Source organism: Tardiphaga sp. 285_C5_N1_2, from assembly GCF_052076065.1.
GTDB lineage: Bacteria > Pseudomonadota > Alphaproteobacteria > Rhizobiales > Xanthobacteraceae > Tardiphaga > Tardiphaga robiniae.
Genome location: NZ_CP197241.1, coordinates 4,820,227 through 4,843,470, shown reverse-complemented (window position 1 = coordinate 4,843,470; position 23,244 = coordinate 4,820,227). Strand labels below are relative to the sequence as shown.

Sequence of the window (23,244 nt, the reverse complement as noted above, 5' to 3'; positions counted from 1 at the left end):
CTCAGTTCATCGTCTTGTCGTGGGTGATGTCGATGATCGCGCCGGGCAGGCGGACGGGGCGGCCATGTCCGTCCAGCGTGCAACTGCCGCGCGCGAGAACCCAACTGATCCGGTCGTTCTTGATCAGCCGACACTCGCACTCAAAGATGCCGCCCGATCGCATCGCGGCCGCGACCGCCGCGTGCACCCGGTCAACGTCATCGGGATGGACTGCTGCGAGATAGGCCATGTTCGGCAGACCGCGCGCGGCCGTTTCGGGATCGACATTGAAGAAGCGGGCAGCCCCGGCATCGAGATAGTTGCGGTCGTTGCTGATGTCCCAGTCCCAGAAACCGGCGATCAGTTCACGGGCGGCGAGCCGGCGCGGCATCGGCATCTCGAACGCGTCGTCCTCGGCCGTGGTCTGGTAGGCCTCTGCTGCCGCGAGCCGCAGGATGTAGGAGAGAAATTCGTGCTTCCGCTCCCGGGCGAAGCTTGCAATATCGAGGCACACGTCACCCAAGGGTCGTCGCATCGCTCATCCCCACCCGTTCCCGGCGCGGGCAGAATATAGCGGGCTCCCTGCAATTCAACCGGTGGTTGGAGAATTTCTGCGCGGCAAATATGGGGATCGCGGTGGATCGCCCGACGAGGCGTGACGCGATGCCGCTTGCAGAGTCTGCGCCTGTCCCCCATGTCATGGCCATGATGAGCACAGGTCAATCAACCACTTACGACGCCGGCCGCCCGCGCAAACCGGCGTCCGCGCATGGTCCGATCATCGATCAGGATGGTTTTGAGGTTCGGCCCGAGCAACTTCGGCCGGATGTGCAGGGCTTTCGGTTCGACTTCGGAGCGGGCGCCAATCCGTTTGCAAATCTCACGCGCGAGCAACGGCTGGCGCGGCTGGATGCGCTGGCGAAACTGCTCGACGTCGCCTTCATCGTGCCCGGCACCAAGATCCGCTACGGCATCGATGGCCTGATCGGTTTGATTCCGATCGTGGGCGACATCATTACCACGGCGATCTCGCTATGGGTGGTGCGCGAGGCGCGGGCGCTCGGTGCGCCGTGGCATCTCACGGCGCGGATGCTGGGCAATGTTGCTGTGGACGGCGCTGTCGGCATCGTGCCGTTTATCGGCGATGCGTTCGACGTGATGTTCCGGGCCAATGTCCGCAACGTCAGAATGCTGCGCAAGTGGCTCGAAAAACAGCCCAGACTCTAGTTCAGAGTCCGGGCTGCGATCGTCTCAATTCGTAAAGCTCAAGCAGCGTCGGCGTCGTCGGTCGCAGGCTCTTCGGCGCGCACGCGGCGCTCGAGCGGGAAGTCCTGGCTCTCATAGAGCGAGCGAATGCCGCTCTGGTCGAAACGGGCTTCCTCGACCTGCAGATAGGCGCCGTTCAGCGAGTCAGCCGGCAGCTCCTCGATCGCGAATTGGACGGCGGCGGCGGCCGTATCGAAACGACGATAGGCGAAACCGGCGCGCTTTTTCTTGCGGATCGCGGCGGGGAAGAGTTCGGCTGCGGTGTTGTAGCTGAAAGCTGCCATGGTCGGGGACCTCATCTGAATACGCAACGAAACGACGCTTCATTCGCAATGCAGCCGATCCGGCGGCGCGCGGAACATCATTTCAGGACAGACCCCAATATAAGCACGTTTTGGCCGATTGCGACACCTGCGATACAGCATGATGAATCGCAGTGCGCAGACGGTATTGCCGTAATAGCTTTGTGATTTAAAGAGCTTAGCGCGCGCTTAAGGCATGGGCAGCGGCGCGCGCGGCGCAATATTTGCCTATTGTCCGGTCACGTCCGGCAGCGGCACGATTTTCAGGGGGGTGGTATAGGGCTCGACCCGCAGTGCCTCAGTCGACATAAGCCCCACCTGCCGCAAAGGCGCCTGCTCCAGCGCCCCGGCCTCAGCCTTGCGCACGGCGTATTGCCAGGCCGTCAGCGTACCCTTCTGGACCAGATGCTTGGCGACGCCGCCGGCGTTCTTGGCTTCGAAAGTGGAGAGCTGGTCATCGTTAATGCCGATGATGATCTCGTCCTTGGCCGTGATCACCTTGAACAGCGACACCTTGTCGGTCGCCAGTGCGGGGTGGGACACCAAGCTTTCGAGAATGAGACCCGCAAGGGCAATGCCGAGCAACAAACGGTTTGAACGGATAGACATCTTGGTACTTTCTTATTCTTCTTCGCAAACGTGCACGCCGCTGAGGCATGTTCAAGTAACAGGCAATGGGCGAAGCCGCTTACGGACAAGTATTGGACAGAAATGCCCCGCGAGACTTCGATGAGTCGCACGGGGCACTGAAACAGTTCGATACTGGATACGTATTTATTTAGGCTGAAGTTTCAAGGCCGCGGAGTTGATGCAATAGCGCAATCCCGTGGGGCCGGGGCCGTCGTCGAACACATGTCCGAGATGACCATTGCACTTGGAGCACAGCACTTCCGTGCGGATCATGCCGTGGGTCACATCGCGTTCTTCGTCGATATGACTTTCTCGTGAGGGCTGCGTGAAGCTCGGCCAGCCGCAGCCGGAATCGAACTTGGCGTCGGACTCGAATAGCGTCTGGCCGCAGCCGGCACAGACGAAGGTGCCCGGCGTATGGTCATGTTCGTACTCGCCGGTGAACGGACGCTCCGTCGCCTTTTCGCGCAGTACCGCATACTGCATCGGGGTCAGTTCGCGGCGCCATTCGGCTTCGCTCTTTTCGACCTTGCCGGATGTGGTCTTGGTATCGGTCATTCCTTCTCCTTCCCGATTGGCCGTGGCTGCGAGCGCTCAGGTCAGTTTGTGACCTTCGACGCGCTCACCAGCGTCGGCTTCTCGATATAGTTCTGGGCAAAGATCTTCTTCAGGTTCTCGACCTTCGGAATATCGTTATAGGCAATATAGGGCTGGTTCGGGTGCAGCGTCAGGTAGTCCTGATGATAAGCCTCCGCTGGATAGAAGGCTTCGAGCATGCCGAGCTTGGTGACGATCGGCTTCTTGTAGACCTTCGCAGCGTTGAGCTGGGCGATATAGGCTTCCGCCACTTTCTTCTGCTCCGGCGTCGTCGCGAAAATTTCCGACCGATATTGCGTTCCCGAATCCGGGCCCTGGCGATTCAGCTGGGTCGGGTCGTGTGCCACCGAGAAATAGATCTGCAGGATCTTGCCGTAGCTGATCTTTTGCGGGTCGTATTTGATCTCAACCGCTTCGGCGTGCCCGGTCGAGCCGGTGCTGACCGCGGTGTAATTGGCCGAGCTCTTGGAGCCGCCGGCATAGCCGGACACAGCGTTCACCACGCCCGCAGTATGCTGGAATACGCCCTGGACGCCCCAGAAGCACCCACCCGCAATCACCGCAGTCTGAATGCCGGTCGCGGCCGGCGTATCCGCCGCGGGTGCGGGAATGATGACAGCCTCTTCGGCGGCAAAAGTAGGAGCCACGAGGGCGGTCGAAATCGCCAATGCGCCGGCAAAGGCGCAGAGGGAGAGGCGGCTGAACAGGGAGCGGCGCATAGCAGGTCCTCTTGGATGATCGATGGCCGGATGACCGGCAGTCTAGACCGGAGCCCGTGGTTCGCAATCGGCATTTCCGGTGGGCACATCCGAGATACGGAAGAGGGTGCCGGTTGTTACGCGATGCCGCACACGAATTCGTGAGGATCTGACGAAGGCACGAAAAAGCCGCGGGACGTGAGTCTCGCGGCTTTTGTTTGGGGACGGCGCTGTCCGCCTATGGGCAGGGATAGCGATTGCCGTCGTTGTTCAGATAAGTGCCTGACGCCGGATCGTAGGAACGATAGCGCTGCGAGCAATAGGCTGCGTTCTGCTGGGCTGCCGCGTTGGCCTGGCTGGCCGCAATCGCGCCGCCGATGATGGCGCCCGCCGCGAGGCCGCCGACGACGGCGCCAGCGCTGGGTCCGCGGCGATAGTAGCCAGGACCGTAGCCGTAGCGTGGGCCATAACCGTAGCGGCGATAATACTGCACGTTCTCGGTGGCCGACGGTACGGCACTGGCGAGGCCAGGCTGACTAAGCAATGGCGCTGATGTTGCCGGCGCCGAAAACGCCAACGCACTCGCACCGATCATCGTGGCCATCGTCAGGATTTTTGCGGGGTGCATATCGAGCTCCTTATTATGCGTAAGTGGCCCAAACGTTCGGGCGGGCATCTTGTTCCACGAGGCCTAGTGAGCCGAGACGCGCCAGATCAGCGCATGCGATTGATTGCAAAATACGCGCGTTAAACCACGATGCTCAAGCGCTTCGCGGCGCGGGTGATGCCCGTGTAGAGCCAGCGGGCGCGGCTCTCCTGAAATGCAAAGCTCTCGTCGAACAGGACGACATCATCCCATTGCGAGCCCTGGCTTTTGTGCACGGTCAGCACGTAGCCATAGTCGAATTCATCGTAAGGCTTGCGCTGCTCCCATGGCAACGTCTCAACACCGCCCGAGAAACAGTCTGCGCGCACGGAGACCTTAGTGACCTTGCCGCCAAAATCCTCATCCGGCGAAATCCGCATGGTGATGATCTGCGACTTCGAGGCAGCGCGCGCCTTCACACGCCACAGACCGCCGTTGAACAGCACCTTCTTGCGATTGTTGCGCAGGCAGACCAGCTTGTCATTGGCCACCGGCAACAGGTCCTCGATACCGAGTTTCTGCCGCACACGCATATTGTAGGCGCGGCGCGTGTTGTTGCGGCCGACCAGTACCTGATCCGCGGCCATCACGCGGTCCGGATCGAGTGCCTTGCGCGACACGATTTCGCTCAGGCCATATTGCCCGGGCTGCAGCGACCGCCCCTCGCGGACATCCATCGACATGCGCACGATCGGATCGTGCTCGGCCTGGCGATGCACTTCGGTCAGCATCACGTCGGGCTCGGTCTCGGTGAAGAAGCCGCCACCCTGGATCGGCGGCAACTGCGCGGGATCGCCGAGCACCAGCAGAGGGCAATCGAATGACAGCAGGTCGCGGCCAAGCTCGGCGTCGACCATCGAACATTCGTCGATCACGATCAGCTTGGCCTTGGAGGCTGGCGCGTCGTCCCACAGTTCGAAATTCGGCTGCTCCTCGCCGCTCTCACGGGCGCGATAGATCAGTGAGTGAATCGTGGAGGCGCCGTCGCAGCCCTTGTTGCGCATCACCAGCGCCGCCTTACCGGTAAAGGCTGCGAATTTCACCTCGCCGTCCACATTGTCGGCGACGTGCCGCGCCAATGTCGTCTTGCCGGTACCGGCAAAGCCGAACAGCCGGAACACCTGCGGTGTGCCGTTGCGGCCTGGCTTCGCCTTCAGCCAGTCGTCGACGGCTTTCAGCGCGGCATCCTGATGCGGGGTAAAGGTCGGCATTGCGTCTCTGGAAAGCGGTGCGCAGCCATTTTGCCGCGACTCAGCGGGGAAAGCTAACCATTCAGGCGTCTGACGCAAGCCGGAGACCCCCAAGTTGTGTGCGCCAACGTGGCCGGTTGCTCATTGTCGTTCCATGACGCAGTTATTAGGCTGCTTGAGCCCAGGGAGCCCATTTTGGAACGCAGACTGCTTCAGATCGCACTGGCGATTGTCGGCCTCGTGGCCATCCTGTTCGGCCTGACCGGCGTGCTGTTCGGCACCAGCCTCTCAGGCGTTAGACTCGGCGTGACGATGGAAGGCTATGTGCGCTTCATCAAAGGCGTGCTGGTGGCGGTCGGGCTGATCTACTGGTCGGCGATCCCGCAGATCGAAAAACGCTTTGAGCGGATTTCGATCGTAACCTTCATTCTCGTGTTTGGTGCGGCTGCGCGTTTGCTAGCGGTGCTCAGTCATGGCTTTCCGACCGTGGGATTGCTGATCAGCCTGATCGGCGAACTGGTGGTCGTCCCGATGATCTGGCTGTGGCTTCGCCATCTCGTGCGGCGGGGTGCGGTCGCATGAAGCGGATCGGCATTGGGATCGTCTATGTGATCGGCGCGATTTCGATCGGTTATCTCGCGCTCTACGCCTATGCGATGTTCACCCGGCAGGAGTTGACGCCGGGCGATCCGATCAAGATTTTTCGCAAGCAGGACGCGCCGAGCTATTCGCAGGGCGCGTCGTTGTCGTTCTTCGCGTAATTACATCGCGCCCATGGCAGCACGATAGTCGCCGGCGCCTGCTCCCGCCGGTGTGATCGGCAACCCGCCATCGGCATATTCGTTGAGCTTGTTGCGCAGCGTGCGGATCGAGATGCCAAGAATGTTGGCCGCATGGGTGCGGTTGCCGAGGCAGTGCTTCAGCGTTTCAAGGATCAGATCGCGCTCGACATCGGCTACGGTACGGCCGACCAGTGCGCGGGTCACGGTTTCTGCCGCCATGGTTGCATGCGCCACGGCCGGCGGCGTCTTGGCGAGATCGAGACGATCGCCATCCGGGGTCAGGATGGCATCCGCGCCGATCTCGTCGCCGTTGGCCATCAGCACCGAACGGTGGATCGTGTTTTCGAGTTCACGGACGTTGCCCTGCCAGCGATTGGCGGTGAGCACGCGCCGCGCCTCGGCGGAGATCGGACGCACCGGAACGCCATTGGCGTCGGCATATTTCTTGGCGAAATGTTGCGCCAGTTCGAGAATGTCGGCCGGGCGATCGCGCAGCGGCGGGATCTTCAGGTTCACGACGTTGAGGCGGAACAGCAGATCTTCGCGGAACGTGCCTTCGCGTACGGCGTCGGACAGGTTGCGGTTCGAGGTTGCGATGATGCGAATGTCCACCGGCACCGGCTTGGTACCGCCGACGCGGTCGATGACGCGCTCTTGAATGGCGCGCAGCAGCTTCGACTGCAGGCGGACGTCCATTTCGGAGATTTCGTCCAGCAAGAGTGTGCCGCCGGTGGCTTCCTCGAATTTGCCGATGCGGCGTGCGATCGCGCCAGTGAAGGCACCCTTCTCGTGGCCGAACAGTTCGGACTCCAGGAGATGCTCGGGGATTGCAGCGCAGTTGATTGATATGAACGGCTTCTTGGCGCGGTTGGAGCGGGTATGGACATAGCGCGCCAGCACTTCCTTGCCGGTGCCCGATTCGCCCGTGATCATCACCGACGCATCGGAGCCGGCGATCTGCTGCGCCAGCTTGACCACCTTGCCCATCATCTCGTCGCGATAGATCAGGTCGCGGCTGTCATTGGCGACAGCAGCGAGAACGGCGGCGATCAGTTCCGGATCCGGCGGCAGTGGGATGTATTCTTTGGCGCCGGCATGGATCGCGGCGACCGCGGCGCGGGCATCGGTGGTGATGCCGCAGGCGACGATCGGCACATGGATGTGTTCGGCTTCCAACCGCATCACGAGGTCGCGGATGTCGAGGGCGACATCCACCAGCAGGAGGTCTGCGCCCTTGCCGCCGCGCAACACGCCCATCGCCTGATCGTGGCTTTCGGCATGAACCACGGAGGCGCCGTTATCCATGGCGATCTTGGTGGCGGTGGTGAGTTGGCCCTTGAGGGTACCAACGATGAGAAGCCGCATGGTGATCTCCTGTTATATCCTGGTCGCGCCCTTGAGGCGCCGTTTGTCCCGAATTAGCTGCGTTCAGCCTTGATGATTTCAGTCATGGTGACGCCGAGCTTTTCTTCGACGAGAACGACTTCGCCGCGCGCCACCAGGCGGTTGTTCACGTAGATGTCGATCGCTTCGCCAACGCGGCGGTCGAGTTCGAGCACGGTGCCGGGCCCGAGCTTCAGCAATTCGCCCACACCCATCTTGGAGCGGCCGAGCACGGCCGAGACCTGGACTGGAACGTCGAAAACCGCTTCGAGATCGGCGGCAATACGCGTGACCTGTTCTTCGTCAGCATAGCCCACGTCCCCCATTGCGCCGGGATCGGTGGCATTGAGATCGGGAAGCGGCACCTGTGGATCGCTCATATTCTAGTCCTCACAGCCCTGTCAGGCCTGATTGCGCGACGCCATGTAGCGTCCGACGAGTTCGTTGATCTTGGCGTCGATGGTTGCGCGTTCGAGCACGACGCCGCCATCCGCCCATTCGATTTTGCAGTCGCCGTTCTCGATATCCGGCTCGGCGAGGATGACGAGGCGACCGGCGAAGCCGCTTTGTTTGGCCTGTTTCTCAATGCGTTCGCGTGCTTCGTCATAGAGCTGGTCGTTGATGCGCACCACGAGATGCGGCGTCGACACCAGATTCTTGAAACAGTCGTGGACCAGGGCCATGACTTCGGTGAGCGGCTCAACGGCGATCAATTCACTGCAGAGTTTGCGTGCCACCGACACCGCTACATCGACAGCTTCGGTTTCCATCTTTTCTTCGATGGCCCCGAAGCGCGACGAGATCGAGGAGATCGCAACGCCGATCTGTTCCAGCGCCAAGGCGGCGCGACGGTCGCTTTCGGCCTTGGCTTCGCGCTGGGCCGCATCGAAGCCTGCGCGATAGGCCTGGGCTTCGGCGTTGGCGACCTTCTCTGCGATCTCGGCCGGCGTAATCGCGGGCGCACGCGTCTTGTCGGGCGCTGCGAAGTCCATATCGAACAGAAATTTTGCAGGAGCCGCCATCAATACACCAGCTCGTCGTCGGCGCGGTTCTTGGTCAGCACGATTTCGCCCTTGGCCGCGAGATCCTTGGCGAGATTGACGAGCAGCGCCTGTGCTTCGTCGACGTCGCGCAGGCGGACCGGGCCGAGCGCGGCCATATCGTCGGTCAGCATCTTGGCGGCGCGGGACGACATATTGCCCATGAAGAAGGCGCGAACTTCCTCGTTGGCGCTCTTCAGTGCGATACCCAGCTTGTCCTTGTCGATGCTGCGCATCAGGGTCTGTGCCGAGCCGGCATCGAGCTTGATGAGGTCGTCGAAGGTAAACATCAGCGCCTTGATGCGCTCGGCCGCCTCGCGATTGTCTTCTTCCAGCGAGGTGATGAATCGCGTTTCGGTCTGGCGGTCGAAGTTATTGAAGATTTCCGCCATGACTTCGTGCGCGTCGCGACGACGGGTCTGCGAGAGGTTCGACATGAATTCGACGCGCAGCGTCTGTTCCACGCGCTCGATGACTTCTTTCTGCACCGCTTCCATCTTGAGCATGCGGTTGATGACGTCGAGCGCGAGATCCTCGGGCAGGATGCCGAGCACGCGCGCTGCATGCTCCGGCTTCAGCTTCGACAGCACCACGGCGACGGTCTGCGGATATTCGTTCTTCAGGTAGTTCGCGAGAACCTCTTCCTGCACGTTGGAGAGTTTTTCCCACATGTTGCGGCCGGCGGGGCCGCGGATTTCTTCCATGATACCGCTGACGCGCTCGGACGGCAGATACTGGGTCAGCAGACGCTCGGTGGCATCGAAAGTGCCCATCAGGGCGCCGGAGGCGGACATCCGTGACACGAATTCGAGCAGCAGATCTTCGACAGTCTCCGGCTCGATGGTGCCGAGCGACGACATGTGAAGTGAAAGCTCACGCACTTCGTCGTCGTCGAGCTGCGCCCACACCTTGCCGCCATACTGTTCGCCCAGCGCCAGCATCAGGATGGCTGCACGCTTCGGGCCGCTGAGCGGCTTCGCGGGCGCACGGCCGCCCTGGCGCTGTGCGAGCGAAGCGACGACGCTGGCGATGTCGCTGCTGTTGTCGCCGGTGGTTTGCGGAACGGATGCCATTCAGATCACGCCGGTTCCTGCAGCCATGCGCGAACAATGGCTGCGGTTTCGTTGGGGTTACGATCGGCCAGTTCGCCCACGCGATGCACGGATTGCGCGTGGACCTGACCCTGGATGGTGGCGACGTCGATCATGTTAGGGCCGCTGGCGGGAATGACGGTCTGTCCGTCAGCGCTGAGAGCGACACCGTCGGGAAGAACGAGAGCGTTGGCTGCAGGGAGCGCCGGCACGGGCTCAGAGGCGAGGACGCGGCGGACCAGCGGGCGGATGACCATGAACATCACGACCAGACCGAGCAGCATCATGACCGCGAGTTCGATGACGTGCATCACGTCATCCTTGGTGAATTGCATCATGCCAAGCAGACCGGTCGGCTCCGGCGTCGGAACGACAGTTGGGCCCTCGGCGAATTTCAGGTTGACGACCTCGACCTGATCGCCGCGCTTCTGGTCAAAGCCAATGGCCGAACGGACCAGCGCTGCGATGCGATCGAGTTCTTCCTTGGGGCGTTGGGCGTAGACCTGCTCGCCCTTCTCGTTCTTGCTATAGCTGCCGTCGACCAGTACCGCGACCGAGATGCGATTGACACGGCCTGCTTCGGTAACTTCGGTCTTGGTGACGCGGGAGATTTCGTAATTGTTGGTTTCTTCCGACTTCTTGCTTTGATCCTTCGCCGTCCCCGTGTTGCCGGCCGCCTGATTGCCCGGCAGTTCGTTGTTGACGGTGACTTGGCCATCCCGCTCGCCGACGGCGGAGGATTCCTCGCGGCTCTGGCTGGAGCGCAAGACCCGGCCTTCCGGGTCGAATTTGTCGGAGGTCTGCGTGACCTTGTTGTAGTCGAAGTCGGCTGTGAGCTGGACCCGGGCCCGGCCTGCGCCCACCACCGAGGAAACGATCGCTTCGACCTGGCTCCGCATCCGCTTTTCGAAGCCGGCGCGGCGTTCGTCGCCGGTGGCGCCTTCCATGGTCGCGTCAGCGGCGCCGTCGGCGAGCAGCTGTCCGGCTTCGTCGACGATCGAAACCCGGGCCGGCTTCAGGCCGTTGACGGCCGAGGCGACGACATGGCGGATCGCCCGGACCTGCTGCGGGTCGAGGGCGCCGCGGACGCGGACGACGATCGAGGCCGAAGGCTCGGGAGCTTCGCGGGAGAACAGGGGACGTTCCGGCAGGACGAGGTGAACGCGGGCGAACTGTACCCGGTCGATCGCCCGGATGGTTCGCGCCAATTCGCCTTCGAGAGCGCGCAAGTGATTGATATTTTGGACAAAACTTGTTGTTCCGAGAGCGTCGGACTTGTCGAAGATCTCGTAGCCGACGCCGCCACCCTTGGGCAGGCCGCCTTCGGCCAGCTTCATGCGCAGGCGGGTCACCTTGTCCTTCGGCACCATGATGGCGGCACCGTCGTTCTTCAGCTCATAGGGGATAGCCTGACGTTCCAGGTCCTTGATGATCGCCGAGGAGTCCTCGACGCTCAGGTCCGTGAACAGGGTGGTCATCTGCGGCGTGGTGACCCGCATGATGACGAAAGCAAAGAAGCCGATGAGCGCGGCCGTCACCGCAACCATCGCCATCAGGCGCGCCGCGCCGAGACCTTTAAGGAAACTTAGAAGACTCTGCACGAACCAGCCCCTGAGATTCGGCCTCAAAGACCGACTGGGCAAATTTTGCCGGGGTATGGTTTCGATATGGTTAACGGCGGTTAACGGGTGGCAAAAATATGGCCAAATGACGAAAACCGGCTTCCCATGAGGGAGCCGGTTTTCATCGAATTGGAGATATTAACGATTCGTTTACTGACGATACTGCTGGATGCGGGTGGTCCGCAGTCCTGCCAGACCGTGCTGGTCGATCGAGAACTGCCAGGAGAGGAATTCGTCGACTGTCAGCGTATAGCGGCTGCAGGCTTCCTCAAGAGACAGAAGGCCACCGCGGACGGCGGCGACGACTTCGGCTTTGCGGCGGATGACCCACCGTTTGGTTCCGGGCGCGGGCAGATCCGCAATTGTTAGCGGACTGCCGTCAGGCCCGATGACGTATTTGACCCTCGGGCGATGGGGTTCTGTCATGGCGTACTCACAAACTCTCAACCACTGAACTCACTTCAACAATCTACGCCCAGCGACTTAAAATTTGCCTAAGCCTACAACTCCAATGCGAATAGAACTGGATTTGGTTCGAAATAATCGTCACGAGGAGATGATGCGGCGCAGCGTCAGGTTGTCTGTGTGGTTGGCGGCGTCGTCGGCGTCGTCGGACGCACCACACGCTTGATCTTGTCGACGGTATAGTTGGCGCCGTTGATCGAGAGCAGGGCGGGGCTCGCTGACAGATCGACGGAATCGACAACGCCCTGGACTTCCGTGGAGATGGCGACGTCGCGACCGTTGTCGTCCTTGCCCGTTGCCGTCAGCGTATAGGCTCCTTCGGGATACTGAACGCCGTCATTGCCTTTGCCATCCCATACGAAAGTGCCGTTGCCGGACTTCAACGTATACTTGCCGGTGTAGACAACGTTACCAGCTGAATTCGTAATGTTGACGGTGGCTGTAGAGTCTTTGTCGGCGAGCAGATTCCATGTCGCCGACGTCTTGAATTGCGCCGTGCTGCCATCGACAGCGACGTTGTTGCCGACATAGATGAGCGCCTGCGTCGCTTCTGTAGCTTTGCCAAGATCGACCAGGGCTTTCAACTGATCGTTCGACTTGAGCTGCTGTTCGACGCCCGCGAACTGCACCAGCTGCTGCGTGAACTGGTTGGTATCGAGCGGATCGAGCGGGTTCTGATTCTGCAGCTGCGTCGTCAGCAGTGTCAGGAACGTCTGAAAATTATCCGCAATGCCGGTCGTCGTCGAGCCGGAGCTGCTGCTCGAGTTCGATACCGGCGTGGTACCGGATACGACAGGGGGTGGAGTCGTTGCGTCAACTGCCATGGTTCGCTCCTCAAATACTGATGTCGACGCCGCTGCTGGATCCCAGCATGCGGCCATAACCGCGGCCCGCAGCGATCGCAGGCACGGACTCGTCTTCGTGGATCACAAGGCGCTGGGCGTTGCGGCCCGAATTCTCGCCACTGTTCTGTTGCTGGCCTTGCGACTGATCGCGCAGGCTGAATTGTAGTCCGCTGTCGTTAGTCTTGAGGCCGGCCTGTTCGAGTGCGCGCTGCAGTTGCGGTGCATCCTGGCGCAACATGGTCAGGGTTTCCGGCTTCTCGACGGTGAGATGCGAGGTGACATTGCCATGCTTGTCGACTTCGAGGCGGACATCGATACGGCCAAGCTCAGCAGGGTCGAGCCGGATGTCGAAGCTGCTCTTGCCCGATTTGGCGTTCTGGGCGATCTCGACAGCGACGCCATTCAAAGGCACTGGCGCATTGGTCGCAATCGTGGCGGTCAGTTGCGGGGTCGCAGCTGCAATCGGCGTCGGTGCGGTCTGCAACGGCTGCTGCTGCAAGCTATTGGTGGTCGGCGCAGTCACATCCGGCACTGCAGCCTGAGCGGTGTGTTCGGTGCGACGCTCATGGGCAGCGCCAGCCGCAGGCTTTGCAGCTTCCGGTGCAACAGTGGTCGCGTCGGTTGCTACGCCATCGACGAGTTTGTCGCCCGGCTTGGCATCCTTGCCGACGGTCGACGTTGCGGCCGCGTCGGCTGGCTGCGCGGACGTCGTCTCGGTGGTCTTGGTCTTGTCTTCTGATTTGACCTCAGCCGTTGATGCCGTTGCGGCATCGGCTGCGCTGGTCTTCTTCGCGCCGGCTTTGCCGCCCGCGGGTGTCGCGGATGCGATAAGTGCCGCGAAATTCGCTTCGGCTTCCGGGGCCGTCGATGCAGGCGCCGCTTCGGCGTCAACCGTTGCAGCTTCAGTCACTGCCGTCTGGGCTTTCAAAACGGTTGCAGCGATGGCGAGAGGCTGTGCAACGCCGGTGGTTTCGGGCGCTGTTGGAGCCACTGCAACATCGGTCGTGGCCACGGGCACGGGGATCGCAACGGCGACGGCGGCGACCGCGACGGGCTTCTCGGTTGAGCCCGTTGCATCGACATCGGTCGTCGCGGTCTTGTCGGTATCCTTGGACGAGGCGTCCTTGGTGTCGGTCTTGTCGCCCGTCTTCGCGTCGGCCTTGGAATCGGCCTTCGTGTCGCTCGGGTCGCTCTTCTTCGCCTTGCGGGAGTCCTGCGCGGCATCGGCTGCCTGGATGTCGCGGTCACGTGCATTGGCAGCCACGTCGTCGGCGCGATCGTCGGCCTGCCGTGTGCGGTCATTGCTTGAGGAGCGGGTGTCGTCGCGCCGTGCGGGTGCTGGCAGATCAGGCTGGGCTGCCGCGGCGCGGTCGCTATTGGCGCTGGCAACGGTGTTGCTGTCGACCAGCGAGCCGAAGCTGTCGGCATCCGACCGCTGATCGTCGCGGGACGAATTCGATCGTGCGTTCTGAAACGAGACGTTTGAGACGATATCGGACGTGACGCTAACCACGGGCGGCCTTTCCAGAAGAGTTCTATCCTCCTTTCAGCAAGGACCGGGCCACCTCTCGTTTTATAAAAATATTCATATAAATCAGTATGTTGTAATTCGGGTGAAACCTCCGTGGGGACCGTCGCGGCATTATCTTTTCTGCCCGGCGGCAAGAATTGCCGTTTCCGGCGAGGCGCCGTGATTGATTGAGCGCAAGGCGGCCTATATTAAAGTGCCATATCCCAACCCATTGTCGGACCGACCTTAAGTTCCGGGATTTGGCTCCGTTTTCCTGATCGCGACGGTTTGCAGCCAGCGCGGTCGCATCAGTGACCGAAACCATGCTCAACAGTCTCGATCTCGAAGGCCGTCCGCAGGACACCAGGGTCGTGGTCGCCATGTCCGGCGGCGTCGACTCCTCGGCGACGGCTGCGCTGTTGAAGTCGCAGGGCTACGACGTCGTCGGTATTACGCTACAACTCTATGATCACGGCGCCGCCACCCATCGCAAGGGCGCCTGCTGCGCCGGCCGTGACATCCATGATGCCCGCGACGTCGCCGAGCGGATCGGGATCCCGCATTATGTGCTGGATTACGAAAGCCGGTTCCGCGAGTCCGTCATCGACAATTTCGCCGCGAGCTATGCCTCCGGCGAAACGCCGGTGCCGTGCATCGAATGCAATCGTTCGGTCAAGTTCCGCGACCTGCTGGCGACCGCGCGCGATCTCGGCGCGCAGGCACTGGCGACCGGGCACTACGTGGCCTCACGCCGCCTTGCTGACGGCTCGCGTGCCATGGTCTGCGCTGCCGATGCCGATCGCGACCAGAGCTATTTCCTGTTCGCGACTACGCAGGAACAGCTCGATTATCTCCGCTTTCCGCTCGGCGACATGAGCAAGCCGCAGACCCGCGAACTGGCCCGGCAGTTCGATCTGTCGGTCGCCGACAAGCAGGACAGCCAGGACATCTGCTTCGTGCCGTCTGGCCGCTACACCGACGTGATCGAGCGTCTGAAGCCGAATGCGCTTGAACCGGGCGAGATCGTCGATATGGATGGCCATGTCATCGGCCGCCACGATGGCATTATCCATTTCACCATCGGCCAGCGCCGCGGCCTCGGTATTGCAGCGAGCGCGCCGCTCTATGTGATCAAGCTCGATGCCGTCACCCGGCGCGTGGTCGTCGGCCCGCGCGAGGCCTTGCGGATGCACCGCATTGTGCTGCGCGACGTCAACTGGATCGGCGGCGGGACGCTCGATAGCGCCGTGGGCAGTGGTCTCGAACTGTTCGTCAAGGTGCGCTCGACCCGTGGACCACAGCCGGCCTGGCTGCGCGCCGTGAATGGCGGCTACGAGATCGAACTGGTCGGCGGCGAAGAGGGCGTGTCGCCCGGTCAGGCCTGTGTGTTCTACGACGCGCCGGACGGGCAGGCCCGCGTGCTCGGCGGCGGCTTCATCAAGAGCGCTGCGGCGAAAAGCCCTGTCAGCACCTCCCCCCGCGATGCTAGTGTCCCTGCCGTCGCAGCAATGCGTGTGTAAGAGTTCAGGGTAGGGGCATGGCTGGCGATATCGACCGCGCGGGGGTCGCGAAGGCTTACGGGCGCTGGGCGCCGATTTACGATCTCGTTTTTGGTAAGGTGTTCGATAGCGGTCGGCAATCGACCATCATCGAGGCCGATCGCATCGGCGGTCGCATCCTTGATGTCGGTGTCGGCACAGGTCTGTCGCTGGTCGATTACGCCCGCACCACGAAGATTTGCGGCGTCGATATTTCCGAGCCGATGCTGCGCAAGGCGCATGAGCGCGTCCGCACCCACAACCTCACCAATGTCGAAACGCTGGCGGTTATGGATGCGAAGAATCTCGCATTCCCCGACAATCATTTCGATGCCGTCGTGGCGCAATATGTCATCACTGCCGTACCCGATCCGGAAGCGACGCTGGACGATTTCATCCGCGTTCTGAAACCAGGCGGCGAACTCATTCTCGTCAATCACATCGGCGCCGAAAGCGGTCCGCGCAAGATATTCGAGCTGGCCTTTGCGCCGCTGGCGCGCCGGCTCGGCTGGCGACCGGAATTTCCGTGGAAGCGGCTGGTGGACTGGGCAACGGTCCATGGCGGGATCACGCTGGCCGAGCGCCGGCCGATGCCGCCGATGGGGCATTTTTCGCTGATCCGCTACATTAAATCCTGACTGTTGCAGCGCGAGGCCGGAACCTCCATTCGCTCCCGCGGTTGGCTCCGGCTGCAGATCAAACAGTCGCTCGTCATCGCAGGTCTAGTCATCGCCGGTTCCAGCGCCACCTTCGCGCAGGCGCCGCCGACGCCTGCCACGCCTCCCGCACAGACCGCGCCGCCATCGGCAGAGCGCACAAATGCCAATTGTGCACCCACACAAACGACCCCACAGGGGACGATTGCTCCGAGCGGTACGACGACCGGCCAGAGCCCGGAGCCGTTGGGCGATAAGCTCGCGAAATCAGATGGTGTCCTTTGCCCGCCGAGCAATGTCGATCCCGCGATGCGGGCACGCGCGCCGAATTCAGATAGTAGCAATACGCCGGTGATTCCCCCGCCCGGCAGTCCCGGTGGCGATCAAAGCGTTCGGCCGAAGTAAGCCTTAACGAGTTCGTCAGGCGCGCGGCACGGACACAGGCCGCGCGTCACGCGTTTGCGCGGCGAGCCGGATGCCTGCATTGGCCGCACCAAATCCCTGATAGTTGCGGCGCTCGACAATCTCGAAGAAGAAGCGCTCATCGAAGCTCGGCGTGTAGATCTGGAAGAATTCTCCGTCGCCTTCGCGATCATACAGGATCTGGTTGTCGCGCAGCGCAGCCATCAGCTCGGCATCGAGCCCATATTTGGCTTCCACGTCATCGTAATAATTGTCGGGAATACGCAGGAATTTGGCGCCGCGTTTGCGCATATCGGCCACGGCTGCAAAGATATCGTCGCACAAGAACGCGATATGTTGCACGCCGGAACCGAAGAACTCCGAGATGAAGCGGTTCGACAGCGTGCGCGTTGCGGATGATCCGTTCAGGATGATGCGCAGCGACTGATTGGCTGATATCAGCGCCTGGCTTTGCACGAGGCCGACCGGGTCGGGAATTTCCATTTGCGGCAGGCGCTGCAGGTCGAGAATGCCGGTGTAGAACAGCAGCCAGGACAGCATCTCGTCATAGGGCATCGATTGCGAGATGTGATCGACGACGGAGAGATGGTCTGTACCGGCATTGCTCTGCAGCGGCTCGAAATCTACGTCCCAGTTCTTGCCGGCCGCTTCCAGGAAATAGAGAAGACTTCCGCCGACGCCGTGGATCGCCGGAATTTCCAGTTCGCCCGGTCCGACCGGCTGATAGAATGTCCGCGCCTGCAATGCTTCCGCGCGCGCCATGGCCTGCTTGGTATTGCCGACGTCCAGTGCGATGGCGCACACGCCGGGGCCATGCGTTACGTAATGCGAATGCGCGAAACCGTCCGGCTCTGAATTGATCACGAGTTCGATGGCGCCTTGCGACCAGCGTTCGACGTCCTTGCTGCGATGGGCGCCAGTCTTGTGAAAGCCAAGTTGGCTGAGCAGCGTCGCAAGGTCTGTCGCCTTGGTCTCATTGACGGCGAATTCGATGAAGCCGACGCCGCGGGTGGATGTCTTTGGCTGCAGGGCGTCGGCCGGTGTCTTTGCCAGTTGATCCTGCAACAGGATCAGTGAGCGCAATCCGTCAGTGGCTGTGCGAACGGCAGAGCCCGCGCGGAACTGGTCGTTGAAAATCTCGAGGGACCACGCGCCGCTATAGCCGGTGGCTTGCACCGCTTCCATGAACTCAGCCACGGGCAGGTCGCCCTGACCGGGAAAGCAGCGAAAATGCCGGCTCCAGGACAAGACATCGAGGCCCAGCTTCGGCGCGTCGGCGAGTTGCACCAGAAAGATCTTGTCCGCCGGGATCGATGCGATGGCGCTGACGGGAAATGCCGGAGCCAGTGCATGGAAACTATCGAGGATCACGCCGATGGACGGGTGATTGGCGCGGCGCACGATCTCCCAGGCATCGCGATAGTCGTTGACATGAGCGCCCCATGCGAGCGCCTCGAAGCCGACACGCATGACATGCTGCGCGGCGAGGTCCCCAAGCTCATGGAAATCCGCTGCGGCTCGGTCGATACCGCCAAGCGAGGCCGGCGAGATGTTGCTGCAGATCAGCATCAAATCCGTCTGCAACTCTTTCATCAGGTCGAACTTGCGCGCCGCGCGCGCGAAATTGCGACTGCGCTGCGGCTCCGGCATGCCCTCGAAGTCGCGGAAGGGCTGGAAAGCGCAGATGGTCAAGCCGAGGTCGCGGCACATCTGGCCGACATCCCGCGGGCTTCCATTGAAGGACAGAAGGTCCGCTTCAAAGATCTCGACCTCGTCGAAGCCGGCAGCAGCGATGGCGCGGAGTTTCTCATCCAGTGCGCCTGATAGCGAGACGGTAGCGATCGAGAGCTTGTTCATGCCGCGGTCTCCGTCATGGCGCCGCCGAGGAACAACTGTCCGATGCGCGGATCGTTGAGCACACGGTCGGCTTTGTCCATCAAGCGGGTCTGGCCGAGTTCGAGCACGATGCCGAAATCGGAAATCTCCAGTGCCGAGCGTGCGTTCTGCTCGATCATCAGGATCGAGACACCGCGGTTACGCAGCTCCTTCAGGATGTTGAAGGTCTGCAGCACCATCAGCGGCGACAGCCCAATGGAAGGTTCATCGATCAGCACCAGTTGCGGATTGAGCAGCAGGCCGCGAGCGATTTCGAGCTGTTTCTGCTCGCCTCCGGATAGAGTGGAAGCCTGTTGCTTGGCTTTGGTACGCAGTACGGGGAATTTGTCGAGAGCGGCCTCGATACGGGCCGGCAGATCGGTGATGTCACGACCGGCAGCGACGGCACCGAGTTCGATATTGTGACGGACCGTGAGTTCCGGGAAGATGTTGCGGCCCTGCGGGACATAGCAGATGCCTGCCGTCAGCAGTGCGCGCTGGCTGAGACCGGTGACGTCCTTGCCCTTGAATACGACTTTGCCTTCGCGCAGCTTCAGCAGACCGAAGATCGCCTTGAACACCGTGGACTTGCCGGCGCCGTTTGGCCCGATGACGGTGGTGATCGACCCAGCCGGCACCGAGAAGGTGGTGCCATTCAAGATCGTCATCTTGCCGTAGCCGCCGACAAGGTTCTGAACGTCCAGGATTGCATCGCTCATGGCACTATCCTCAATGTCCCAGATAGGCTTCGATCACGGCAGGATTGGCGCGGATTTCGTCCGGTCGCCCCACCGCAAGAACCTTGCCTTCGGCCATCACCATCACGCGTGTGCAGAGCGACATCACGAATTCCATGTTGTGCTCGATGACAACGAAAGTGGCGCGCTTCTCCCGGTTGATCGCCGCGAGGCGATCCTTGAGATCCGCGAGCATGGTCAGGTTGACGCCGCCGGCAGGCTCGTCGAGCAGCACGAGGCGCGGTCCGCCCATGAAGGCCATCGCGGCATCGAGCAGTTTCTGCTGGCCATAAGAGAGGCCGCCGGCGGGCTCGTCGGCGAGATGGTCGAGCTTGAAGAAGCCGATCATCTGGTTGGCCGCCTCGGTCAGTCCGGCATCGGATGGGCCGAGCAGGCGCGAGAACATGTTACCCTGGTGCTCCTGACCGGCAAGGATCAGGTTTTCGCGCACCGACAGCTTCGGGAATACCTGCAGCAATTGAAACGTGCGGCTGACACCGAGGCCGTTCAGCTCTGACGGCCGCATGCCGGTGACCACCTTGCCGTCGACCTTCACTTCGCCGGCGCTTGGCGTGAGCTGGCCGAGGATGCAGTTGAACAAAGTGGACTTGCCGCAACCGTTCGGGCCGATCAGGCCGAGGATTTCGCCTTCCTGCACATCGAACGAGACGCCGTTGACGGCGGTGATGCCGCCAAAGCTCTTGCGGATATTGCTGACTTCGAGAACCGCGGTCATGGCGCCGTTTCCAGTTTCGCTTTGGCGACCGCACGCAATGCGGAGGCTGCCTTGGTGCGGCGTTCGGAGATGTAACGATCGAGAATGCCGAGAATGCCGGTGGGTGAGTAGATTAGCAGCAGGATCACCGCGATGGCATAGAGCATCAGATAGTAGCCCTGCGTGAAGCGCAGCCATTCAGGCAGCAGCACGGCGATCATCGCGCCAAGGAACGGCCCGAAGAAGAAGCCGGAGCCGCCGACGATCACCATCATCAAGAGATCGAGCGACAGCGACAGGTGGAACGGTACGGGATCGACATATTGGGTCAACGGCGCATAGAGCGTACCGGCAACACCGCCGAGTGCGGAGCCGATCGCAAAGGCCATCAGCGTATAGCGCCTTGTGTCGATGCCGAGCGAGAGCGCACGAACGGGATTTTCGCGCAGCGCAATGAAAGCGCGGCCCCAGGGCGAGCGGATCAGCCACCAGACGGCCAGTGAGACGATGCCGAGCGATCCCAGACAGACATAATAGAACGGCAACGGCCGCCGCGTCGGATAGCCGAAAATCTCCGGGCGAGGGATGTTGCTGATGCCGTAGATGCCCTTGGTCAGCCAGTCCTCGTTCCGAAACACGAGAAAAGCGAGCGTCGAAAATGCGAGGGTGACAAAAGCCAGATAGTGATGCTGTACGCGGAGCGCGGGGTAACCGAGAATCCAGCCGATGGCGAAGCACAGCACGATGGCAACGCCGAGCGCTCCGATGAGCGGCAGACCATTCGATGTCATGATCGCAGCCGTATAAGCGCCGATGCCGACAAAGGCGCCCTGCGCCAGCGAAACCTGCCCGGCATAGCCGAGCGTGAGGTTAAGCCCCATGGCGGCGATGGTCATCACGGCCCACTGGCTCAGGATGAACAGGCCGTAGCGATTGAAATTCATCGGAACGATGATCAGCGCGGCAATGACAACGATGCCGAAGCCGATCTTGAGGGTCTTCGCCGCGGTCATACGGTGCGCTCCTCAGGCCGGCCAAGCATGCCCTGTGGCCGAAACAGAATGATCGCGATCAGCAGAACCAATGGCACGGCGGCGCGATACTGGGTGGAGACATAGGCGGCTGACAGATTGTCAACGACGCCGATCAGCAGGCCGCCGGCAATGGCGCCGCGGACCTGATTGAAACCGCCGACAATGGCGGCGATGAATGCGGCCTGGCCAAGCACTTCGCCGTTGGAGAATTTAGCGAGATAGATCGGCGTGATGAGGAGCGAGGCCAGCGCGACCAGAAACGCGTTGATGAGGAAGGTCAGCAGGATCATGCGTTCAACGGGCACGCCGATGATGCGCGCGACGGTCGGGTTCTGTGCGGCGGCCTGCATCTGGTGACCGATGGAGGTGCGGTTCAGCAGCGTTGTCAGGCCGAGCACGGCGAGAATCGCCAGCACCAGCACGCCAATGCTCTGCAGGGCGACGACGCGGCCGAAAATCGTGACATCACCGCCCGGGATGATCGATGGAAATGGCGAGGCTTCGGCACTCCAGAATTGCTTGGCGGCTTCCTTGATGCCGATCGCCAGGGCCATGGTCGCAATCGCCAGCGGTAGCACGCCATGGCGCAGCATTGGATCGACCAGCAACATTTTGAAGCCGAGGCCCAGCAGCAGCAGCGACAGCGCGATGCCAATCAGGATCGCCAGCCAGAACGGTGCACCGGCATGCATCACCGCCAGCATCAGGAAGGCCGGCAGCATGACGAATTCGCCCTGCGCGAAATTGATGGTCTGTGAGGTCTGCCACAGCAGCGTGAAGCCGACGGCGACGATCGCGTAGATCGCCCCGGTGGCAAGACCTGCGATGAGGAGATCGAGAAGGTTGGACATGTGGTTCTCCAAATGGCCGGCAGCTAAAGCACCGGCCGCGCGCTCCCTCGCCCCGCTTGCGGGGAGAGGGCTGGGGTGAGGGGTTCTTGCAAGTAAAACACTCGCTCCCCCTCACCCGAAGCCTCGCTTCCGCTTGGCTCCGACCTCTCCCCGCAAGCGGGGAGAGGTTAAGTACGCGAGGCCTCAGTTGCCGAGCTTTGGCAGCACCTGCTTGACGACCTGCTTGCCCTCGACGATCTCGACGAGGAAACCCTGTCTATCGATGTCGCCATTGGCGTCGAAGGTCGCGTCCATCAGGATGCCCGGCTCCTTGGCGGCGGTGATTGTGAAGCCGTGCAGGGCATCGGCGAAGCCCTTGGAATCGACCTTGCCCATCTTCTCGGTGGTGGCCTTGATCATGTAGATCGCGAGCCAGCCCTTGAGGCCGTTATGGTCTGGGACGTAGTTGTACTTCTTCACGAACTTGTCGCGGAACGCCTTGATCAGTTCGACCGGCGCGTCGGTGGTGAGGCCGACATGGCCGCGCGCGCCATTGGCCGCGTCGCCGGCGAGTTCTACGACCTTCTGTCCGACCAGCGTGGTTTCGCCGACCAGCGGCACAGTGATGCCCTGGCGTTTCAACTCCTTGAGTATGCGCGCGCTCTCTTCTTCGTTGACGTAAACAAAGACTGCATCCGGCGCTGCCGACTTGATCTTGCTGACATCGGCCGCGAAGTCGGCCTGGCCGGCTTCGGTGGAGAGATCGGCCGCGACTTTGATATTGTACTTGGCGAATTCCTTGCTGATGGAATCGCGCCCGCCTTTGCCGAAGTCATTGTTAACCCAAACGATGGCGACCGACTTCGCCTTCAATTCGTCATTGATGTATTTGGCGACCTTGGGCATGGACGACTGCTGGCCAAACGACGTCCGGAACAGAAACTTGTTGCCGGTTGTCGTGAGTTCAGCGGCTTCGCCGCCCATGATTTGTGCGATGCCGGCTTCGGCGGCGAGCGGCGCGGTGACCTTCACCGAACCGGAATAGCCGGGCCCGAGCAGCACATAAGGCTCGGCGTCCAGTGCCTTCTGAACCTGGGCGCGGGCGACACCGGGGTTGGACTGCGAGTCTGCATGGGTCACTTCCAGCTTGCGGCCGAGTACACCGCCCTTGGAATTGATTTCTTCGATCGCGAGATCGATGCCGTTCTTCCAGTTGGTGCCGACGGTGGCGCCGCCGCCCGAGAGCTCGGCAACATTGGCGAGTTTAATAGGGGCTCCGGACTGCGCGATGGCAGCACCGGTCAATACAGTCGCGAGCAGGGCGCTCGCCAAAAACACTGGCTTCATGGAATCCTCCTGTTGCTATTGTTGTGTTTGTGGGCGCGGCCTT

27 protein-coding genes are annotated in these 23,244 nt (G+C 61.6%); 6 read left to right on the top strand and 21 right to left on the bottom strand.

The genetic code is table 11. The features are described 5' to 3' along the window. Window position 1: 1 nt before the first annotated feature. On the bottom strand, window positions 2–493 hold the full coding sequence (locus tag AB7951_RS22945; RefSeq protein ID WP_176454471.1) for a PAS domain-containing protein: 492 nt from the start codon (window positions 491–493) through the stop codon (window positions 2–4). Window positions 494–687: 194 nt separating this feature from the next. Here AB7951_RS22945 and AB7951_RS22940 point away from each other — a divergent pair, with 194 nt between their 5' ends. Next, window positions 688–1,206 carry a DUF4112 domain-containing protein gene (locus AB7951_RS22940; protein ID WP_414716915.1) on the top strand — a complete coding sequence of 173 codons (519 nt, stop codon included), beginning with the start codon at window positions 688–690 and terminating at the stop codon, window positions 1,204–1,206. Window positions 1,207–1,244: 38 nt separating this feature from the next. Here AB7951_RS22940 and AB7951_RS22935 read toward each other — a convergent pair whose 3' ends face one another. From AB7951_RS22935 to AB7951_RS22910, 6 genes are all read right to left on the bottom strand, one after another. Next, entirely contained in the window at window positions 1,245–1,529 is a 285-nt protein-coding gene (locus AB7951_RS22935; RefSeq protein ID WP_068733430.1) for a hypothetical protein, read from the bottom strand. 246 nt (window positions 1,530–1,775) lie between these two features. Next, window positions 1,776–2,156: a hypothetical protein gene (locus tag AB7951_RS22930; protein ID WP_441256048.1), complete on the bottom strand. Its 381-nt coding sequence runs from the start codon at window positions 2,154–2,156 to the stop codon at window positions 1,776–1,778. A gap of 165 nt (window positions 2,157–2,321) precedes the next feature. Continuing rightward, window positions 2,322–2,735: a peptide-methionine (R)-S-oxide reductase MsrB gene (gene msrB, locus AB7951_RS22925; RefSeq protein ID WP_093759446.1), complete on the bottom strand. Its 414-nt coding sequence runs from the start codon at window positions 2,733–2,735 to the stop codon at window positions 2,322–2,324. A 41-nt stretch (window positions 2,736–2,776) separates the two neighbouring features. Further along, window positions 2,777–3,493 carry a peptide-methionine (S)-S-oxide reductase MsrA gene (gene msrA, locus AB7951_RS22920; protein ID WP_120288505.1) on the bottom strand — a complete coding sequence of 239 codons (717 nt, stop codon included), beginning with the start codon at window positions 3,491–3,493 and terminating at the stop codon, window positions 2,777–2,779. 217 nt (window positions 3,494–3,710) lie between these two features. Beyond that, complete coding sequence (locus AB7951_RS22915; protein ID WP_120288506.1) at window positions 3,711–4,100, bottom strand: BA14K family protein; 390 nt, start codon at window positions 4,098–4,100, stop codon at window positions 3,711–3,713. A 119-nt stretch (window positions 4,101–4,219) separates the two neighbouring features. Next, a complete protein-coding gene (locus AB7951_RS22910) occupies window positions 4,220–5,329 on the bottom strand; it encodes an ATP-dependent DNA helicase (RefSeq protein ID WP_093759443.1) in 1,110 nt (369 codons plus the stop codon). Window positions 5,330–5,503: 174 nt separating this feature from the next. Here AB7951_RS22910 and AB7951_RS22905 point away from each other — a divergent pair, with 174 nt between their 5' ends. Continuing rightward, window positions 5,504–5,890, top strand: coding sequence for a DUF4345 domain-containing protein (locus AB7951_RS22905; protein ID WP_158596755.1), 387 nt, complete (start codon window positions 5,504–5,506; stop codon window positions 5,888–5,890). Then, complete coding sequence (locus AB7951_RS22900) at window positions 5,887–6,069, top strand: hypothetical protein (RefSeq protein ID WP_093759441.1); 183 nt, start codon at window positions 5,887–5,889, stop codon at window positions 6,067–6,069. The genes AB7951_RS22905 and AB7951_RS22900 overlap by 4 nt, the downstream gene beginning before the upstream one ends. Here the strand turns inward: AB7951_RS22900 and flbD are convergent, their stop codons facing one another. The 8 genes from flbD to AB7951_RS22860 all read right to left on the bottom strand — a co-directional run bounded on the left by flbD (window position 6,070) and on the right by AB7951_RS22860 (window position 14,049). Then, a complete protein-coding gene (flbD, locus tag AB7951_RS22895; protein WP_439062244.1) occupies window positions 6,070–7,455 on the bottom strand; it encodes a sigma-54-dependent transcriptional regulator FlbD in 1,386 nt (461 codons plus the stop codon). Between the two features lie 53 nt (window positions 7,456–7,508). After that, window positions 7,509–7,853 carry a flagellar motor switch protein FliN gene (fliN, locus tag AB7951_RS22890; protein WP_089262063.1) on the bottom strand — a complete coding sequence of 115 codons (345 nt, stop codon included), beginning with the start codon at window positions 7,851–7,853 and terminating at the stop codon, window positions 7,509–7,511. Window positions 7,854–7,874: 21 nt separating this feature from the next. Then, window positions 7,875–8,495 (bottom strand): FliH/SctL family protein, encoded by a 621-nt coding sequence (locus tag AB7951_RS22885; RefSeq protein ID WP_093759440.1) that lies wholly within the window; start codon window positions 8,493–8,495, stop codon window positions 7,875–7,877. After that, window positions 8,495–9,586 (bottom strand): flagellar motor switch protein FliG, encoded by a 1,092-nt coding sequence (fliG, locus tag AB7951_RS22880; protein WP_089262059.1) that lies wholly within the window; start codon window positions 9,584–9,586, stop codon window positions 8,495–8,497. The genes AB7951_RS22885 and fliG overlap by 1 nt, the downstream gene beginning before the upstream one ends. A gap of 5 nt (window positions 9,587–9,591) precedes the next feature. After that, window positions 9,592–11,205: a flagellar basal-body MS-ring/collar protein FliF gene (gene fliF, locus AB7951_RS22875; RefSeq protein WP_089263612.1), complete on the bottom strand. Its 1,614-nt coding sequence runs from the start codon at window positions 11,203–11,205 to the stop codon at window positions 9,592–9,594. A 171-nt stretch (window positions 11,206–11,376) separates the two neighbouring features. Next, window positions 11,377–11,652, bottom strand: coding sequence for a CtrA inhibitor SciP (gene sciP / locus AB7951_RS22870; protein ID WP_002714638.1), 276 nt, complete (start codon window positions 11,650–11,652; stop codon window positions 11,377–11,379). Window positions 11,653–11,798: 146 nt separating this feature from the next. Further along, entirely contained in the window at window positions 11,799–12,515 is a 717-nt protein-coding gene (locus AB7951_RS22865) for a flagellar hook assembly protein FlgD (protein ID WP_439062245.1), read from the bottom strand. A 10-nt stretch (window positions 12,516–12,525) separates the two neighbouring features. Further along, a complete protein-coding gene (locus AB7951_RS22860; protein WP_439062246.1) occupies window positions 12,526–14,049 on the bottom strand; it encodes a flagellar hook-length control protein FliK in 1,524 nt (507 codons plus the stop codon). A gap of 320 nt (window positions 14,050–14,369) precedes the next feature. Here AB7951_RS22860 and mnmA point away from each other — a divergent pair, with 320 nt between their 5' ends. Genes mnmA through AB7951_RS22845 form a run of 3 tightly spaced genes read left to right on the top strand, consistent with a single transcriptional unit; the run spans window position 14,370 to window position 16,645 of the window. Continuing rightward, window positions 14,370–15,566, top strand: a complete 1,197-nt coding sequence (gene mnmA, locus AB7951_RS22855; protein WP_439062706.1) for a tRNA 2-thiouridine(34) synthase MnmA — start codon at window positions 14,370–14,372, stop codon at window positions 15,564–15,566. Between the two features lie 17 nt (window positions 15,567–15,583). Next, the gene (locus AB7951_RS22850) at window positions 15,584–16,222 is read left to right on the top strand and encodes a class I SAM-dependent methyltransferase (protein ID WP_089262053.1); all 639 of its coding nucleotides are present in this window, start codon (window positions 15,584–15,586) and stop codon (window positions 16,220–16,222) included. A gap of 51 nt (window positions 16,223–16,273) precedes the next feature. Further along, a complete protein-coding gene (locus AB7951_RS22845) occupies window positions 16,274–16,645 on the top strand; it encodes a hypothetical protein (RefSeq protein ID WP_439062247.1) in 372 nt (123 codons plus the stop codon). 15 nt (window positions 16,646–16,660) lie between these two features. Here AB7951_RS22845 and AB7951_RS22840 read toward each other — a convergent pair whose 3' ends face one another. From AB7951_RS22840 to AB7951_RS22815, 6 genes are all read right to left on the bottom strand, one after another. Then, window positions 16,661–18,520, bottom strand: a complete 1,860-nt coding sequence (locus AB7951_RS22840; protein WP_439062248.1) for a bifunctional sugar phosphate isomerase/epimerase/4-hydroxyphenylpyruvate dioxygenase family protein — start codon at window positions 18,518–18,520, stop codon at window positions 16,661–16,663. Beyond that, window positions 18,517–19,257 (bottom strand): ABC transporter ATP-binding protein, encoded by a 741-nt coding sequence (locus AB7951_RS22835; RefSeq protein ID WP_184513622.1) that lies wholly within the window; start codon window positions 19,255–19,257, stop codon window positions 18,517–18,519. The genes AB7951_RS22840 and AB7951_RS22835 overlap by 4 nt, the downstream gene beginning before the upstream one ends. Window positions 19,258–19,267: 10 nt before the next feature. Then, the gene (locus tag AB7951_RS22830) at window positions 19,268–20,011 is read right to left on the bottom strand and encodes an ABC transporter ATP-binding protein (protein ID WP_439057239.1); all 744 of its coding nucleotides are present in this window, start codon (window positions 20,009–20,011) and stop codon (window positions 19,268–19,270) included. Further along, window positions 20,008–21,003 (bottom strand): branched-chain amino acid ABC transporter permease, encoded by a 996-nt coding sequence (locus AB7951_RS22825; protein ID WP_089262043.1) that lies wholly within the window; start codon window positions 21,001–21,003, stop codon window positions 20,008–20,010. Before AB7951_RS22825 ends, AB7951_RS22830 begins: the two co-directional genes overlap by 4 nt. Continuing rightward, the gene (locus AB7951_RS22820) at window positions 21,000–21,875 is read right to left on the bottom strand and encodes a branched-chain amino acid ABC transporter permease (protein ID WP_093759434.1); all 876 of its coding nucleotides are present in this window, start codon (window positions 21,873–21,875) and stop codon (window positions 21,000–21,002) included. The genes AB7951_RS22825 and AB7951_RS22820 overlap by 4 nt, the downstream gene beginning before the upstream one ends. Before the next feature lie 183 nt (window positions 21,876–22,058). Beyond that, the gene (locus AB7951_RS22815) at window positions 22,059–23,201 is read right to left on the bottom strand and encodes an ABC transporter substrate-binding protein (protein WP_089262041.1); all 1,143 of its coding nucleotides are present in this window, start codon (window positions 23,199–23,201) and stop codon (window positions 22,059–22,061) included. Window positions 23,202–23,244: the final 43 nt, after the last annotated feature.

Coding starts and splice junctions, on each gene's coding strand:
- flbD (WP_439062244.1), bottom strand. CDS start 7,455: ATGCGGCTTCTCATCGTTGGTACCCTCAAGGGCCAACTCACCACCGCC.
- AB7951_RS22940 (WP_414716915.1), top strand. CDS start 688: ATGAGCACAGGTCAATCAACCACTTACGACGCCGGCCGCCCGCGCAAA.
- AB7951_RS22900 (WP_093759441.1), top strand. CDS start 5,887: ATGAAGCGGATCGGCATTGGGATCGTCTATGTGATCGGCGCGATTTCG.
- AB7951_RS22865 (WP_439062245.1), bottom strand. CDS start 12,515: ATGGCAGTTGACGCAACGACTCCACCCCCTGTCGTATCCGGTACCACG.
- msrA (WP_120288505.1), bottom strand. CDS start 3,493: ATGCGCCGCTCCCTGTTCAGCCGCCTCTCCCTCTGCGCCTTTGCCGGC.
- AB7951_RS22935 (WP_068733430.1), bottom strand. CDS start 1,529: ATGGCAGCTTTCAGCTACAACACCGCAGCCGAACTCTTCCCCGCCGCG.
- sciP (WP_002714638.1), bottom strand. CDS start 11,652: ATGACAGAACCCCATCGCCCGAGGGTCAAATACGTCATCGGGCCTGAC.
- AB7951_RS22840 (WP_439062248.1), bottom strand. CDS start 18,520: ATGAACAAGCTCTCGATCGCTACCGTCTCGCTATCAGGCGCACTGGAT.
- fliG (WP_089262059.1), bottom strand. CDS start 9,586: ATGGCATCCGTTCCGCAAACCACCGGCGACAACAGCAGCGACATCGCC.
- AB7951_RS22915 (WP_120288506.1), bottom strand. CDS start 4,100: ATGCACCCCGCAAAAATCCTGACGATGGCCACGATGATCGGTGCGAGT.
- mnmA (WP_439062706.1), top strand. CDS start 14,370: ATGCTCAACAGTCTCGATCTCGAAGGCCGTCCGCAGGACACCAGGGTC.
- AB7951_RS22820 (WP_093759434.1), bottom strand. CDS start 21,875: ATGTCCAACCTTCTCGATCTCCTCATCGCAGGTCTTGCCACCGGGGCG.
- AB7951_RS22830 (WP_439057239.1), bottom strand. CDS start 20,011: ATGACCGCGGTTCTCGAAGTCAGCAATATCCGCAAGAGCTTTGGCGGC.
- msrB (WP_093759446.1), bottom strand. CDS start 2,735: ATGACCGATACCAAGACCACATCCGGCAAGGTCGAAAAGAGCGAAGCC.
- AB7951_RS22825 (WP_089262043.1), bottom strand. CDS start 21,003: ATGACCGCGGCGAAGACCCTCAAGATCGGCTTCGGCATCGTTGTCATT.
- fliN (WP_089262063.1), bottom strand. CDS start 7,853: ATGAGCGATCCACAGGTGCCGCTTCCCGATCTCAATGCCACCGATCCC.
- AB7951_RS22930 (WP_441256048.1), bottom strand. CDS start 2,156: ATGTCTATCCGTTCAAACCGTTTGTTGCTCGGCATTGCCCTTGCGGGT.
- AB7951_RS22850 (WP_089262053.1), top strand. CDS start 15,584: ATGGCTGGCGATATCGACCGCGCGGGGGTCGCGAAGGCTTACGGGCGC.
- AB7951_RS22835 (WP_184513622.1), bottom strand. CDS start 19,257: ATGAGCGATGCAATCCTGGACGTTCAGAACCTTGTCGGCGGCTACGGC.
- AB7951_RS22885 (WP_093759440.1), bottom strand. CDS start 8,495: ATGGCGGCTCCTGCAAAATTTCTGTTCGATATGGACTTCGCAGCGCCC.
- AB7951_RS22815 (WP_089262041.1), bottom strand. CDS start 23,201: ATGAAGCCAGTGTTTTTGGCGAGCGCCCTGCTCGCGACTGTATTGACC.
- AB7951_RS22910 (WP_093759443.1), bottom strand. CDS start 5,329: ATGCCGACCTTTACCCCGCATCAGGATGCCGCGCTGAAAGCCGTCGAC.